The organism is Rickettsia massiliae MTU5 (assembly GCF_000016625.1).
Classification (GTDB): Bacteria; Pseudomonadota; Alphaproteobacteria; order Rickettsiales; family Rickettsiaceae; genus Rickettsia; species Rickettsia rickettsii.
Genome location: NC_009900.1, coordinates 65890 through 80336 on the forward strand (window position 1 = coordinate 65890; position 14447 = coordinate 80336).

Below are 14447 nucleotides of genomic sequence, written 5' to 3' on the forward strand. Positions count from 1 at the left end.
TCCAGTAAAACCTACAAAAAACTTGTTTTTTTAGGTTTATTTTGTTAATACTAATTTTTCTGGATTCCTGCTTCTGCGGGAATGACATCGGTATCCACGCTGGCAATACCTTGTGAGTAACTGTAAGTAGCATGGCAACCTAGAGACATTAATGTCATCCACGTAACAGGTATGAAAGATTGTGAATTAGCTAATTATTTTGTATAGTTCTAAAAACAAATTTTAAGAGAGTACTTAAATGGCAGAGTTAAGGTTACCGCCAAATTCAGTAGTAAAAAAAGGTAGAGAGCATAAAGAACAAGAGGAAATGCTTAAACCTAAAAAGATAAAAATTTATAGGTATGACCCTGATCTTGATGAGAATCCTACTATCGATAGTTTTGAGATAGATTTAAGCAAAACCGGACCGATGGTTTTAGATGCTTTAATTAAAATCAAAAATGAAATCGATTCTACTTTAACTTTTAGGCGTTCTTGTCGGGAAGGAATTTGCGGTAGTTGTGCAATGAATATTGACGGTACAAATACTTTAGCATGCATAAAACCAATAGAAGATATATCAGGCGATATCAAAATCTATCCGCTTCCTCATATGAAAGTAGTGAAAGATTTAGTACCTGATATGTCGCATTTTTATGCACAATACGAATCTATAGAACCTTGGCTCAAAACCGATAGCCCTACCCCTTCAAACTCTGAAAGGTTACAGTCGATTAAAGACCGAGAAAAGCTTGACGGTTTATATGAGTGTATATTATGTGCTTGCTGTTCTACTTCTTGTCCTAGCTATTGGTGGAACGGTGATAAATATTTGGGTCCTGCGATTTTACTACAAGCATATAGATGGATTGCCGATTCAAGGGATGATAATACCGGTGAACGTCTTGAAGCTTTAGAAGACCCATTTAAGCTTTATCGTTGTCATACGATTATGAACTGTACTAAGACCTGCCCGAAAGGCTTAAATCCTGCTAAAGCTATCGGTAAAATAAAAAGTTTAATTGCAGAACGTCACGGTGTGTGATTCTTAATTAATTATTTTTACAAATGATAAAATTTGTAATAATACCATGACACAAGGTGACATGAATTATTGTGTCGCTGCAGAATATAAGAAAGTTGATAAGAAACTAAATCAAATATACCAAGAAATATTAAAACATATTTCAGACAAACAAGAACAAGTTAATTTACTTAAAAAATCCCAAAATTTATGGATTAAGTACTGAGATGCTGATTGTGAATTTCAAAGTTTTGGGGTTTATGGCGGTTCCGTATATCCAATGATACTGCTTATGTGTCTTACAGGAAAAACCGAAGAGCGTATAAAAGAATTTGAAGCCATGCTGAAATGTCCACAAAACCTAAATTAATTCATAATTTGTAATACTTTAAATAATTCTCCCATTTGTTTCGGTGATATTAGTCTTTCTACCTGTCTTTCTATTATTTGTGCCTGCTCAGACATCTTTCCAAACTCTACTTCTAGAGGTAATTTATACGTCGATCCGATACTCGCATCCTCACGTACTAAAGTGCACGCTGCGGTGCTGCGTTTCGTGTCTCCTTTAAATTCCTCTCTATAAGCGAATTTGGAAAGATGTCTATCATTAAGCTTGTCTTGCAATGTTTGTTTGCGTAATAAGATTCCGTTTTCTATTAAAAAATCTCGTTGCGATATTGTATCTATTACGTTTATTTTGCTGTTTTTAGCTACCGTCTTTAATGTATAAAAATCCACATGTGCCGATAAATCAGCTTCTCCAAGATTTTCAAGGATGGGGCAATATTTATGGTTTTTAACCGCTTGTAATGTTTGATTATATTGATATCTAGTTCTACCATTCGGAGCTATATCATAGCCGTAATCTATTATTAAGCCACTGCCGCTTAGTCTTTTTAGATGCTGCGCTATAAATTTTATAATTTCTATCGATTTATAAGATTCTTCAAGTACTGCCCCGTCTTTTGCTTCAATATGAGTACGCAGCAGATATTCTTGTAATTGCTTATTAATGCTTATTTTATCGTATTTAATTCTTTCGTCTACCGGCTGCACTACAAATATTCTTTCATACCATAATTCCTTGACTTTAATATATTGCTTTATCGGTATAGCATCAAAGAATTCGTTAGCTATTATTATAGTAGGTTTTTGTGGTATATCTTCTACAAATGATTGATGACTAATCGGTAAATTAATATCTTGTAAATTAGCCTTTTGATGAGCAATAAAATTTTTATTAATTTCTATTAGTGCAATTGATAAAGCTTTATAAAATTCCGGTACTAATTTTGCAGTACGTAGTAAATCACGCATTAATAGACCTCGACCAGGACCAAGCTCTACTAAACTAAGACTTTTTGGGCAGCCAATTCTTTGCCACTCTCTGATACACCATAAGCCGATAATTTCACCGAATAGCTGTGAAATTTCAGGAGCCGTAACAAAGTCACCTTCGCTAGCCAATGATTTTACTTGCTTATAATAGGAAGTAGGATTTAAGTTTAATACCTCCTGCATGAGGACATCGCAAGTAATATAACCGTTTTGATCAATTAATTGTCTTATTTTGGATTCGATTGACATATTAAATAACTTCCTAAAAGTAACATAGGTACAGATAAAATTTGTCCCATAGTTAAGCTATCTAAAATAAACCCGATTTGTATGTCGGGTTCTCTAAATATTTCGATAGTGATTCGGAAAAGACCGTAAAATGTTAAAAATATTCCTAAGTTTAAACCGCACTTTTTAAGAGTTTTGTGCTTAAATGTTGCATATGCTAAGATACTAAATAATACTAAACCTTCAAAAAAAGCTTCATATAATTGACTAGGATGTCTTGGCATCAAATCGCTATTCGGAAAAATCATACCAAAAGAAGAATTTGTAATACGTCCGTATAATTCGCCGTTAATAAAATTAGCGATTCTACCTAAAAATAATCCGATAGGTACTACAGGGGCTATTATATCCGTGAGACTTAAAAAATTAATTTTATATTTTCGGCAAAACAAATAAGCAGCAATAATCACCCCTAAAGCTCCGCCATGGAAAGACATCCCGCCTTCATAAGTTTTTAAGATATCTATTGGATTTGAAAAATATCTAGAAGGGTTATATAATAAAACAAACCCTAGTCTGCCTCCGACTATTATGCTTATAACGGCATAAGTAATGAAATCTTCTAGATTTTTTTTGGTAATTTGAGGCTTAAATTTTTCTATAATTTTATTTGCATAGAACCAGCCTAGCAAAATTCCTATTACATATGAAAGAGAATACCAAGAGATAGCAAGTGGACCTATAGAGAAAATAATTGGATTGATATTAGGAAATGTCATAGATAAATAAGTTATTTAATTCATTTAACGTCTGAGTTACGGAAAATTATGTAAGTAATTGACGAGGTAATTCAGTTTTTTATTATTTTTATGGGTTGCCGTAGCTGCTTCGTGGCTTCGCAATGACAGTATCTATATTTGCTTAGCAATACCAAATTCTTTTGAGTTAAAATTATTGATAAAAATAAAATTCTTAGTAATAATAAAAAAGATTTATATTTATAATAGTAATGATAGGTAAAATATGCAATATTTAATGGATCTATATCATACCTCAAGTACTGAGTTAGTATTATTGTTTGTTATGTTAGTATCTCTTATACCGGTGATATTTCTAATTAAAAGATTAATTTTTATTCCTGTAAAAAATTATTTAACTAAACATCACTATGATGATTATGAAAGGATAAAAAAATATCCTATATTTCGTTATTTATTACATACTTTATTAGCGCTTTACTTTATATGTTGGGGAAATATTTTTCATCATACTTCTTTTAAAGCACATGTATTACTGGGAATCGAAGATACTATAGTAATCTTATATACTGGTATATCTGTGACGATGTTATTATTAACGCTTATAGATGCTTTTGCAGATCTGTATCACAATAGAATCAAAGCCGTTACAAAAAATGCACCGCTTAGCTTATATTTTCAAATATTAAAAATTATTGTCATAGTTATTGCAGCAATGGTAACTATTTCATATATATTAAATATTTCGCTTAGTACATTCTTAACAAGCTTAGGTGCAGCCACAGCTCTTTTAACATTTGTTTTCAAAGATACCGTTTTAGGATTACTTGCAAGCTTGCAACTAACTACTCAAGAAATTATTAATATTGGAGACTGGGTACGTATAGGCGAAATTGAAGGAACAGTTGAAAAAATTACTATTTCCGTAGTAACAATTAGGAATTTTGACCAATCTATTGCCACAGTTCCTACTTACAGCATTTTAAATTCTAACATAACTAATTATAGAGGAATTAGTGAATCAGGAGCAAGAAGGGTAAAGAGAGTATTTAATATTAATATGGCAACTATTAACTTCTGTGATGCTACTATTTTAAAAGCACTAAAAAAATCTCCTTATATATCAAAGGATGTAATAGATAAAATCACTCTTGATAAAGAAGAGAAAGATTTAACCAACATTAAACTATTCAAATTATATATTCAGGAATATCTAAAAAATAATCCGGCAGTTTATACCGAAGGGTTTACTTTTCTAGTAAGACAGCTTGAACCTACGATTAATGGGTTGCCTATAGAAATATATATCTTTGTTAAAGAAGTAAATTTAGTAGGTTATGAAAATATACAGGACAATATTTCTGAACATTTCATTTCTATACTTCCTGAATTTAAATTAAAAATATTTCAGAATGTAGGAGTGGTATAATATATCCGAAGTAAAATGAAAAGTAGTAAAAAAATAAATTGCATTTGTATCCAAGATGGAAGTCGTCTTTCATCTTGGATATTCACTACTTTTGAAAGCAAAGAAGTATATATACTACTTGATTATTTTCTCTAAATGCTTTAAAACTTTAAGCTTTAAAAATATTAAAATTTAAGACCTAGGAATGAATAATAATATAATTAATTTAGTAGCCGCTATTATACTGTCTTTAAGTATAATTTTCGGTTGGCAGTATTTTGTTGTAAAACCTGAACAAAAAAAACAGCAACAGCAAATAGCAGTGCAGAAAGCAGAAAATTTAAAGAAACAACAGTTAAAAGCTTTAGTCGAACCTGCAACTGGTATTGTTGTTCAAGAAGAAAGTCAAATACAGCGTATTAAAATAGAATCTGAATCACTCACCGGTTCTATTTCATTAAAAGGACTTAGATTTGATGATTTAATATTAAAGAAATATAAACAAGATTTATCTAAAAATAGTCCTGAAGTGAGATTATTTTCACCGTCTAATACAGAAAATGCATATTTTGCTGAAATTGGTTTAGTGAGTAATTTATCTAGTGTAAAACTCCCTAACAACGATACTATATGGAATAGTGATAGTGAAATATTAAGCCCTGAAAAACCTGTTCATTTATTTTGGGTTAATGAAGACGGAGTTAAATTTTTAGTTACTATTACTGTCGATGAAAACTATTTATTTACTATAGAGCAAACCATCGTTAATTATAGTGATAAAGAACTTCCTGTGCAATCTTACGGTTTAATAAATCGTAAATATATTGCCGTAGAGAAAGCGGTGAATATATTACATCAAGGACCTATCGGGTGTATAGACGAGAATCTTAAAGAATATTCTTATGATGATATTAAAGATAAGAAAAGTGAAAAATTTGCAGCAAGTAAGGTTGACTGGATAGGAATTACCGATAAATATTGGTTATCTTCCTTGATTCCGGATAAATCAAGTAATTACAGCTCGAATTTTAATTATGCTCTTAAGCAAGGGACTGAAAGATATCAGGTAGATTTTATTTCACCGGTACAAATAATAAAGCCCGGCGAAAATTTTTCAATTAAAAGCAGAATTTTTGCCGGAGCAAAAAAAGTAGACTTGCTTGATAAATATGAAAAGCAATATGATATTAAATTATTTGATAGAGCTATTGATTTCGGCTGGTTCTATATAATTACCAAACCGGTTTTCTACGCCATGAATTTTTTCTATGGCTATGTCGGTAATTTCGGTGTTAGTATATTAATTGTTACGGTTATAATTAAGCTATTAATGTTTACTTTAGCTAATAAGTCTTATCGTTCGATGAAAAAAATGAAAAATTTACAGCCGGAAATCGATAGGATAAAAAATTTATACAGTGATGATAAAGCACGTTTAAATCAAGAAATTATGGCTTTATATAAAAAAGAAAAAGTAAATCCGGTAGCTGGTTGTTTACCTATACTTGTTCAAATTCCGGTATTTTTCTCCATCTATAAAGTATTGTATGTAACTATTGAAATGCGGCAAACACCGTTTTATGGCTGGATTAAAGACTTATCTGCACCTGACCCTACTACTATTTTTAATTTATTCGGCTTATTACCGTTCTCGCCGCCGTCATTTTTAATGATTGGAGCATGGCCTATTTTAATGGCTATTACTATGTTCTTACAGCAAAAAATGAGTCCTGAACCTGCGGATCCGATGCAAGCTCAAGTAATGAAATTTATGCCGCTAATTTTTTTATTTATGTTTAGTAGTTTTCCTGTGGGACTTTTAATATATTGGTCTTGGAATAATATTCTATCCATCATTCAACAATATTATATTAATAAATTTAATTAATGAGAATAGATAAAAATTTACCTAATTATCTAACTATTGCTCGAATAATGGTAATTCCGGTTATTATACTGGTATTTTATATAAATAATTCACTTGCACGTAAACTTGGGGCATTATTATTTGCTTTAGCTAGTATTACGGATTTTTTTGACGGTTATATTGCAAGAAAATATAATTTAGTTACAAGTTTCGGCAAGATGTTTGACCCTATAGCAGATAAGCTACTTGTAGGTTGCGTTATTATCATGCTACTAAAAAAAGATAATGTAGATGAGATACCTTGCTTATTAATTTTAGCACGAGAATTTTTAGTTAGCGGTCTTCGGGAATTTTTAGCTCTAGTAAAGGTTAGTATGCCTGTATCGAGACTCGCTAAGGTAAAAACGTTTTTACAAATGTTTGCTTTATCGATATTGATACTAGGCTCAAAAGGTTCAGGAATTATTTATTTAGATATAGTAGGGGAAATAATTTTATGGATTGCCGCTTTTTTAACAATCATTACAGGTTATTCTTATTTTAAAGCCTGTAAGAAATATTTTTAAATAGGAGAATTTTATGATACATGTAAAATATATAATTTTAGGGTTTATTATGGTGTCTAGTTTAAATCTTTACGCTGCTAAAAATGATATAATTGCCAATAAGAAAGTTGTAAAGGTAGAAGTAAGTAATGAACATTTAAACACATTAAATGAAGCTTCTACTCTTTTAATTAGTTGTGTAGATTTTAGATTAATAGACGAAACAGATAAATTAATGAAGCAATTAGGATTAGAAGATAATTTTGATAAAGTATCACTGCCCGGTGCATCGCTTGCCCTCGTTAACGACAAATATACTTATTGGGGAAAAACAATAGAAGATACTATTGAGATTTTGCAAGAATTACATAACATAAAACAAATTGTTTTTCTTGATCATAGAGAATGTGGAGCTTATAAAATACTTATAGGTCAGGAACAGCTAAATACCAAGGAAAAAGAAACGGTAGCACATGCAGCAATTTTAAACAAGGCCCGTGATATAATAAAAGAAAAATTCCCTCAATTAAAAGTTTATACTTTTTTAATGGGTTTTGATGGTGTAGTAGAGCAGATTTATGAAATACCTAGCTAAAAGCGGAGTTGTTGTATGGATAGGTTTATCCGTCACTGTGAGGAAATTGCGTAGCAATCTCAGGAGTTTGTTATTATTTCATGAGATTGCCGTACAGCCCTATGGCTGCTTGCAATGACGATTTTTGATCCGCACAATAACGGCTAAGAATGATAATAAGAGCAAAAGTAATTTATTTTGTATCTTTGCTCTTATTATCATTAGAATCAGCGGTATTATTCTTTTGGTCGTTTTCTGCCGTTAGTTTAGAGATAGATAGTTTTTGTTTATATTTTTGTTGCTCTGCTAAAAAATTTTGAGCCTCTTTGGAAAGGCTGTTATATAGTTCACGTTTCTTCTTATTAATCTTGACTATTGCTACTCTATATTTTTGTATTTCCTCCCGTACTTCCGGTTTTATAGTACCGGCGTAAGCAGAAAAATCATCTATAATTTTTTGTGTTGTAACATCGTTAGTTTTTGCTGCATCTTTTTTTGAGCCGTCAGAAGTTGTACTATTGGCAAAGCAGCTTGTACTAAGTAAAATAGTTATTCCAAATATTATTTTTTTTATCATATAAACCTTAAGCCTTATTCTTGATAAGTAGACCATTTTTAAGTCTAATAGTCAATAGACTTCTTTTGGAACTCTACTTCTAGAGGTAATTTGTACGTCAATCTGGTACTTGTATCCTCACGTACTTTTTTATACGCTGCGGTGCTGCGTTCCGTGTTTCCTCCAAATTCCTCCCTATAAGCGAGTTCGAAAAGAAGTCTAATATATAATAGAAATTATATGTATTTTCTATTTGTATTTTATTGTTTGGTGAGTATAAATATACTAATAGTTGGGAAAAATATAAAATTATGAAAAATATACAGTATTATAATAATAACGCTCAAGAGTTTTATAGCAGAACAATCAATGCAGATTTGTCTGATAACTATAAAGCATTTACTAACTATTTACCTGAACAAGCTCATATTTTAGATGCAGGTTGCGGAGTTGGTCGTGATACAAAATATTTTTTAAGTCAAAGATATCAAGTTACTGCTTTTGACGGTTCAACCGAAATGGTTAAATTAGCTACAAAAGAAACCGGAATAGATGTACTGCACTCCACTTTTCAAGATATCGATTTTAAGGAGTCGTTTGATGGTGTTTGGGCTCAAGCAACTCTCCTTCATGTACCTTATAATGAAACAATCAATGTGTATAAAAAATTCATGCTGCATTAAAGCCGGAAGGTATTTTTTATGCTTCTTACGGATACGGTTCAGATATTATACAACGTGATGATCGTGATTTTTACAATATGCATGAAGATACAATAAAACCTTATTTTAACAGGCTTTTTGAAATAGTTAAAATATGGACGGAAAAGAGTAAGAGATTCTCTACAAGTAAAGAGGCATTATGGTTAAATTTTATTGTTAAAAAAAGTAAAACAATATGATTAGGTTAGTTTACTTATTTCTTGCTTTAATAATCAGTTTTAAAATATATGCAAAGGAATATAAAGGCTTAACATATAATCGTTATGAAAAAGATAAGCATGTGATTCATGTGTTAACTATTGATCCTAAGAATTTTGGGTTAAAACTAGTTAAAGCTCATAATCAGGTTATAGGCAGAGAAACAGTAAACGTTATGGCACACCGCACTAATGCAGCTGCTGCTATTAATGCCGGATTCTTTGAAATCGCCGGTAGTGATGACGGCAGACCAAGCCTTACTTTAATGATTGACGGCAAGCTATTTAGTCTTAGACAACAACTACAAAGTTTGTTAATTATAGATCAGGGCAATATTCAAATTACCAAGGCTAGTGCAAAAATTTTAGTAGAAATAGACGATAAATCTGTTATTCCAAATAAAGACGGTAAGCTTATAAATTTAAGTAACACTGCTTCAATAGTAACCGGTATTCCCTTATTGATTCAAAACGGTAAAAATGTTGTAGATAATCCAAAGCAAGATGATCCGGCTCATGCTCGTACTGCCTTAAGGAGTGCGTAATGACGGCACTATAGTTGTAGTTGAGCATATTTATAAGCAACATGTAAAAGACCTTAAGCTTGTGCAAGTAAGATCAATATTACGGAAAGAGAAAGAAATAAATATCCCTGAAGCTTTAAAAATTTTAGAAAAACACCTTGTTAATGATACTGTGATAGGATTAACTAAAACAGAACTTGCAGATTATATGTTAAGCCTTGGATATGAATCGGCAATCAATTTAGACGGTGGCGGTTCTTCTACATTATTCATGGGCGGAAAAATTATAAATAATGTAACAGGTGATGAAGATGAAGCTTTAGGCGAACATCTCGTGCGTCCCGTATCCGATGCAATAGTATTATACCAAATAATATAAAGTAAATTTACGTTGCCCTAACATGGAACAATGTCATTCCTGCGAAGGCAGGAATTCAGTAACTAAAAGATACAAATATATTTAATTTTTATATTAAAAGCTCGGATAATTTCGCTTTTTTCTAGATTCCCGCTTTCGCGGGAATGACATACTCAAATTTTAGCTAGAATGATATTTGAGATTTAGAGAACTCTAAGATTTTATATTTTCCTGCTCCATTGCTTTTTTACGCATTTCTAAATATTCTTCTTTAGTCATTATTTTTTGGGGAGCTACATAATCTAAAAATACTTTTCCGTTTAGATGATCGATTTCATGCTGGATAACTCTTGCTAAAAATCCTTCTGCGATACCTTGAATTTGATTTCCATTTATATCATATGCGTGATAATGAATTTTCTTGAATCTTGCTACCGGTCCTATAGCATTTTCAACAGAAAAGCATCCCTCGTAATCTTCATGTTTATCAATACCTATCGGTTTATATGAGGGGTTAATCCAAATAGTTTTAGGCATTGTATCCTTAAGGTCAGGACGCCATTTTTTTAACTCTGCATCTTCATGTACTGCAAATATTATTATACATTTTGATATGCCTATTTGTGGTGCAGCAAGTCCTGCACAATTTTCTTCTTGATCATATTTCTTTTCTAAAATAGATATATCACGTAAATCTTCTGAAGATAACGGAAAGTTTAAAGTTTTTGCCTTTATTCTAATAGTTTTATCCTCTGAACTATTTAAGGTTTGAATGTTCAAAGTTACATATTGCGGTAATGAAATATTGTTTTCATTTTTCATATTACTTTTACAACCTGTTATAAAAATTATAGCAGTTAATAATAGAGCTGTTTTTAATTTGGACATATATTTTAATTTTATTATAATAATTTATAAATAGAAAATTATAGATAGAAACTAAAATCGAGTAAATAAATTGTCATATTTCTTTTACGCATCCTATAGTTAATAATTTTATTTAATTTCTTTTGAGAAAAAATCAATAGGTTTGACTTTTCTAACATATTCTAGTACAATATTTATCTTCAAAATAAGAAAAATTTAATTTATGAGTACTTCCAAAAGTGACAATTATCTCTCGGAATTAAGAAAGGTAATTTGGCCTATAGAAAGATATGAAAATAAGAAGTTTCTTCCTATGGCGTTTATGATGTTCTGTATTTTATTAAACTACTCAACGCTTCGTTCAATTAAAGACGGGTTTGTAGTAACGGATATAGGGGCAGAAGCAATAAGTTTCTTAAAAACATATATAGTACTACCTTCTGCCGTAATCGCTATGGTAATTTATGTTAAGCTCTGCGATATTTTAAAGCAAGAAAACGTGTTTTATGTTATTACTTCATTTTTCTTAGGGTATTTTGCATTATTTGCGTTTGTTCTTTACCCCTACCCTGATTTAGTTCATCCTGATCCTGAAACCATAGAATCTTGGAGTTTAGCTTATCCTAATTTCAAATGGTTTATAAGAATAGTTGGGAAATGGAGTTTTGCATCTTTTTATACTATGGCAGAGCTTTGGGGAACAATGATGCTTAGTTTATTATTTTGGCAATTTGCTAACCAAATTACTAAAACCGATGAAGCTAAACGTTTTTACTCAATGTTTGGTTTACTTGCTAATTTAGCATTGCCTGTAACATCCGTAATTATTGGATATTGCTTGCATGAAAAAACTCAAATAGTTGCAGAACATCTAAAATTTGTGCCTTTATTTGTTATAATGATAACAAGTAGCTTTTTGGTAATATTAACATATAGATGGATGAATAAAAACGTTCTAACTGATCCTAGACTTTATGATCCGGCATTAGTAAAAGAAAAGAAAGCTAAATCTAAAATGTCATTAATAGATAGTTTTAAAATGATCTTTACTTCTAAGTATGTAGGTTATATTGCATTGTTACTTATTGCTTACGGTGTTTCAGTAAATTTAGTTGAAGGTGTTTGGAAATCCAAAGTAAAAGAATTATATCCGACAAAAGAGGCTTATACTATATATATGGGTAAGTTCCAATTTTATCAGGGTTGGGTTGCAATTGTTTTCATGCTTATAGGTAGTAATCTTTTAAGAAAAGTATCATGGCTAACTGCAGCTATGATAACTCCATTAATGATGTTAATTACCGGTGCAGCGTTTTTTGCATTTATCTTTTTTGATAGTGTTATTGCTATGCATTTAACAGGTATTCTTGCTTCAGGTCCTTTAGCACTTGCTGTTATGATCGGTATGATTCAAAATGTTTTAAGTAAAGGTGTAAAATATTCTTTATTTGATGCCACTAAAAACATGGCGTATATTCCGCTTGATAAGGATTTACGAGTAAAAGGGCAAGCTGCTGTTGAAGTTATCGGAGGAAGATTTGGTAAATCAGGCGGTGCTATTATTCAATCTACATTCTTTATTTTATTTCCTGCATTTGGTTTTGTAGAGGCAACTCCTTATTTTGCTTCTATATTCTTTGTAATAGTAATATTATGGATATATGCCGTTAAAGGTTTAAATAAAGAGTATAAAGTTTTGGTAAATAAAACGAAAAATAGACTCTGAAACTTGCTTTTTTATAGTCGGAGAGTTTACAATATGACAAATACAAGATCCAAAATTAAAACTCCAAGATCGCCATATGTAAAAAAATATAATAGTTGGCGAGTAAGAATTTTGTATTCTATTATTATAGGTTACGCAACTTTTTATTTTTGTCGTCAGAATTTTAATATAGCAACTCCTGCTATAAGAGCATATTTTGGGGTTACTAAAACACAAATTGGCTGGATATTAACTGCTTCATCTATTATGTATGGAGTTAGTAAAGCTTGTAACGGGTTTATTAGCGATAAAGTTAATGTTCGGATATTTATGGTTTTGGGTCTTTTATTTGTCGGGATCATTACTATGCTAATAGGTTTTTCAGATTCTTTATGGCTTATAGGAATTTTATGGATAGCCAGTAACTGGTTTCAATCTATGGGCTGGCCTCCTGCAACAAAGATGCTTACTCACTGGTTCGCTTCAAAAGAACTTGGAACTAAATGGGCTATGGGTGCAACTTCTAATCAAATAGGTGGTGCCCTTGCTATGATAAGCTGCGGTTATTTAATCGATAAATTTGATTGGAGAGCTGCTTTTTTTGTTCCAGGTGTAGTTGCTTGTGTAGTATCACTTTTTTTATATAATAGGCTTCGTAATTCTCCAAAAGAAGTAGGTTTATCTACCGTAGAGGCATATAAAGAATATCCGCCTGAAGCTATAGGAGATTATGAGAAGCTATTAACTCCACAATTACTTAAAATGGTCTTTTGTAATAAGCTAATATGGTATGTTTGTTTAGCAAACATGTTTGTTTATATAATACGTTCCGGAGTAATTTATTGGGCTCCAACATTTTTAAAAGATTTACGTAATATAAGTCTTGCAAATGCAGGCTTACAAATCGGTTTATATGAAATGATAGGTATCCCAGGGGCATTAATAGCAGGTGTTTTATCTGATAAACTATTTCAAGGTCGTCGAGGTCCTGTTGCATCCATATGTATGGTATTGCTTAGCTTATTGTTAGTCTTATTTTGGAAACTTCCTATTCATAGTGAATTATTCAGTATAGTAATTCTTTCTTTAATAGGCTTTTTTGTTTCAGGACCTCAGCTCCTTGTGGGTATAGCAGCTGCTGATTTTAGTACCCGTCAGGCTGTCGGTACGGCTAATGGATTATCAGGGTTATTTGGTTATTTAGGAGCGGCTATTGCGGGAGTCGGCGTAGGATGGATTAGCGATAATTATGGTTGGAATGGGGTATTTATATTTTTCAGTATTTCTGCTCTTTTAGGAGGAGGGTTATTTGCTTTAATATGGAATCGTTCAGCTAAAAAATAAATTTAATAATTATAATAAATAGGTTACAAAATGACAATACAATATACTTTTTCAATGATTAAGCCTGATGCTATCAAAAGGAATAAAATAGGGCAAGTTAATACTTACTTAGAAAATGCCGGTTTAAAAATAGTAGCCCAGAAAATGAAATTTTTAACTAAATATGAAGCTGAATGTTTTTATGATGAGCATAGAGCAAGACCGTTTTTTAATAGCTTAGTTGAATATATTACTTCAGGAGCGGTAGTACTTCAAGTGCTTAAGGGGGAGGATGCTATAACTTTAAACCGCACAGTTATGGGTGCAACTAATCCTGCTGAAGCTGAAGCAGGCACTATTAGAAAAGATTTAGGCGAATCAATTGAGGCTAATAGTATTCATGGTTCAGATAGTGAAAATAGTGCGAAAAGAGAAATCGAATTTTTCTTTAATAAATCTGAAATTATAGAATAA

Annotated in this window: 15 protein-coding genes and 3 pseudogenes; 13 read left to right on the forward strand and 5 right to left on the reverse strand. The window is 31.4% G+C overall.

The genetic code is table 11. The annotated features are described in order from the left end of the window. Positions 1 to 238 precede the first annotated feature (238 nt). Positions 239 to 1024 (forward strand): succinate dehydrogenase iron-sulfur subunit, encoded by a 786-nt coding sequence (locus RMA_RS00405; RefSeq protein ID WP_012152367.1) that lies wholly within the window; start codon positions 239 to 241, stop codon positions 1022 to 1024. A gap of 61 nt (positions 1025 to 1085) precedes the next feature. Beyond that, positions 1086 to 1373 (forward strand): annotated as a pseudogene (locus tag RMA_RS11855) (lysozyme inhibitor LprI family protein). Here the strand turns inward: RMA_RS11855 and RMA_RS00415 are convergent. Continuing rightward, positions 1370 to 2590, reverse strand: coding sequence for a class I SAM-dependent methyltransferase (locus tag RMA_RS00415; protein ID WP_041404466.1), 1221 nt, complete (start codon positions 2588 to 2590; stop codon positions 1370 to 1372). The pseudogene RMA_RS11855 and the gene RMA_RS00415 overlap by 4 nt on opposite strands. Then, positions 2569 to 3348 (reverse strand): prolipoprotein diacylglyceryl transferase, encoded by a 780-nt coding sequence (lgt, locus tag RMA_RS00420; RefSeq protein WP_014365122.1) that lies wholly within the window; start codon positions 3346 to 3348, stop codon positions 2569 to 2571. The genes RMA_RS00415 and lgt overlap by 22 nt, the downstream gene beginning before the upstream one ends. A gap of 244 nt (positions 3349 to 3592) precedes the next feature. Here lgt and RMA_RS00425 point away from each other — a divergent pair, with 244 nt between their 5' ends. The 4 genes from RMA_RS00425 to RMA_RS00440 all read left to right on the forward strand — a co-directional run bounded on the left by RMA_RS00425 (position 3593) and on the right by RMA_RS00440 (position 7742). Continuing rightward, positions 3593 to 4756 carry a mechanosensitive ion channel family protein gene (locus RMA_RS00425; RefSeq protein ID WP_012152370.1) on the forward strand — a complete coding sequence of 388 codons (1164 nt, stop codon included), beginning with the start codon at positions 3593 to 3595 and terminating at the stop codon, positions 4754 to 4756. Between the two features lie 184 nt (positions 4757 to 4940). Then, positions 4941 to 6623, forward strand: coding sequence for a membrane protein insertase YidC (yidC, locus tag RMA_RS00430; protein ID WP_012152371.1), 1683 nt, complete (start codon positions 4941 to 4943; stop codon positions 6621 to 6623). Then, positions 6623 to 7168, forward strand: coding sequence for a CDP-diacylglycerol--glycerol-3-phosphate 3-phosphatidyltransferase (gene pgsA, locus RMA_RS00435; RefSeq protein ID WP_012152372.1), 546 nt, complete (start codon positions 6623 to 6625; stop codon positions 7166 to 7168). Before yidC ends, pgsA begins: the two co-directional genes overlap by 1 nt. A gap of 13 nt (positions 7169 to 7181) precedes the next feature. Then, positions 7182 to 7742, forward strand: coding sequence for a carbonic anhydrase (locus RMA_RS00440; protein WP_012152373.1), 561 nt, complete (start codon positions 7182 to 7184; stop codon positions 7740 to 7742). A gap of 172 nt (positions 7743 to 7914) precedes the next feature. On the opposite strand, the gene RMA_RS00445 is transcribed toward RMA_RS00440, so the two are convergent. Beyond that, positions 7915 to 8298 (reverse strand): hypothetical protein, encoded by a 384-nt coding sequence (locus RMA_RS00445; protein WP_041404467.1) that lies wholly within the window; start codon positions 8296 to 8298, stop codon positions 7915 to 7917. A 50-nt stretch (positions 8299 to 8348) separates the two neighbouring features. Beyond that, positions 8349 to 8498 (reverse strand): annotated as a pseudogene (locus RMA_RS07860) (palindromic element RPE1 domain-containing protein); the annotation flags it as partial. A 90-nt stretch (positions 8499 to 8588) separates the two neighbouring features. On the opposite strand from RMA_RS07860, the gene RMA_RS10435 reads away from it, so the two are divergent. The 4 genes and pseudogenes from RMA_RS10435 (at position 8589) to RMA_RS11860 (ending at position 10099) form a co-directional block, all read left to right on the forward strand. After that, on the forward strand, positions 8589 to 8960 hold the full coding sequence (locus RMA_RS10435) for a class I SAM-dependent methyltransferase (RefSeq protein ID WP_231288539.1): 372 nt from the start codon (positions 8589 to 8591) through the stop codon (positions 8958 to 8960). 77 nt (positions 8961 to 9037) lie between these two features. Continuing rightward, positions 9038 to 9178: a hypothetical protein gene (locus tag RMA_RS10440; protein ID WP_041404468.1), complete on the forward strand. Its 141-nt coding sequence runs from the start codon at positions 9038 to 9040 to the stop codon at positions 9176 to 9178. A gap of 194 nt (positions 9179 to 9372) precedes the next feature. Continuing rightward, positions 9373 to 9937, forward strand: a pseudogene (locus RMA_RS10445) (phosphodiester glycosidase family protein); the annotation flags it as partial. Then, on the forward strand, positions 9929 to 10099 hold the full coding sequence (locus RMA_RS11860; protein WP_148194433.1) for a phosphodiester glycosidase family protein: 171 nt from the start codon (positions 9929 to 9931) through the stop codon (positions 10097 to 10099). The pseudogene RMA_RS10445 and the gene RMA_RS11860, both read left to right, overlap by 9 nt. A gap of 192 nt (positions 10100 to 10291) precedes the next feature. On the opposite strand, the gene RMA_RS00470 is transcribed toward RMA_RS11860, so the two are convergent. Continuing rightward, positions 10292 to 10966, reverse strand: a complete 675-nt coding sequence (locus RMA_RS00470; RefSeq protein ID WP_041404469.1) for a peptide deformylase — start codon at positions 10964 to 10966, stop codon at positions 10292 to 10294. Positions 10967 to 11168: 202 nt separating this feature from the next. Between RMA_RS00470 and tlc1 the strand changes: the two genes are divergently transcribed. From tlc1 to ndk, 3 genes are read left to right on the forward strand one after another with little or no spacing between them, the layout of a single operon-like run. Next, complete coding sequence (gene tlc1 / locus RMA_RS00475; RefSeq protein WP_012152377.1) at positions 11169 to 12671, forward strand: ATP/ADP exchange transporter Tlc1; 1503 nt, start codon at positions 11169 to 11171, stop codon at positions 12669 to 12671. Between the two features lie 33 nt (positions 12672 to 12704). Next, entirely contained in the window at positions 12705 to 13994 is a 1290-nt protein-coding gene (locus RMA_RS00480) for an MFS transporter (protein WP_041404470.1), read from the forward strand. A gap of 30 nt (positions 13995 to 14024) precedes the next feature. Next, complete coding sequence (ndk, locus tag RMA_RS00485) at positions 14025 to 14447, forward strand: nucleoside-diphosphate kinase (protein WP_010420526.1); 423 nt, start codon at positions 14025 to 14027, stop codon at positions 14445 to 14447.

Coding starts and splice junctions, on each gene's coding strand:
- RMA_RS00445 (WP_041404467.1), bottom strand. CDS start 8,298: ATGATAAAAAAAATAATATTTGGAATAACTATTTTACTTAGTACAAGC.
- RMA_RS10435 (WP_231288539.1), top strand. CDS start 8,589: ATGAAAAATATACAGTATTATAATAATAACGCTCAAGAGTTTTATAGC.
- lgt (WP_014365122.1), bottom strand. CDS start 3,348: ATGACATTTCCTAATATCAATCCAATTATTTTCTCTATAGGTCCACTT.
- RMA_RS00405 (WP_012152367.1), top strand. CDS start 239: ATGGCAGAGTTAAGGTTACCGCCAAATTCAGTAGTAAAAAAAGGTAGA.
- yidC (WP_012152371.1), top strand. CDS start 4,941: ATGAATAATAATATAATTAATTTAGTAGCCGCTATTATACTGTCTTTA.
- RMA_RS10440 (WP_041404468.1), top strand. CDS start 9,038: ATGCATGAAGATACAATAAAACCTTATTTTAACAGGCTTTTTGAAATA.
- RMA_RS00480 (WP_041404470.1), top strand. CDS start 12,705: ATGACAAATACAAGATCCAAAATTAAAACTCCAAGATCGCCATATGTA.
- ndk (WP_010420526.1), top strand. CDS start 14,025: ATGACAATACAATATACTTTTTCAATGATTAAGCCTGATGCTATCAAA.
- tlc1 (WP_012152377.1), top strand. CDS start 11,169: ATGAGTACTTCCAAAAGTGACAATTATCTCTCGGAATTAAGAAAGGTA.
- RMA_RS11860 (WP_148194433.1), top strand. CDS start 9,929: ATGTTAAGCCTTGGATATGAATCGGCAATCAATTTAGACGGTGGCGGT.
- RMA_RS00440 (WP_012152373.1), top strand. CDS start 7,182: ATGATACATGTAAAATATATAATTTTAGGGTTTATTATGGTGTCTAGT.
- RMA_RS00470 (WP_041404469.1), bottom strand. CDS start 10,966: ATGTCCAAATTAAAAACAGCTCTATTATTAACTGCTATAATTTTTATA.
- RMA_RS00425 (WP_012152370.1), top strand. CDS start 3,593: ATGCAATATTTAATGGATCTATATCATACCTCAAGTACTGAGTTAGTA.
- pgsA (WP_012152372.1), top strand. CDS start 6,623: ATGAGAATAGATAAAAATTTACCTAATTATCTAACTATTGCTCGAATA.
- RMA_RS00415 (WP_041404466.1), bottom strand. CDS start 2,590: ATGTCAATCGAATCCAAAATAAGACAATTAATTGATCAAAACGGTTAT.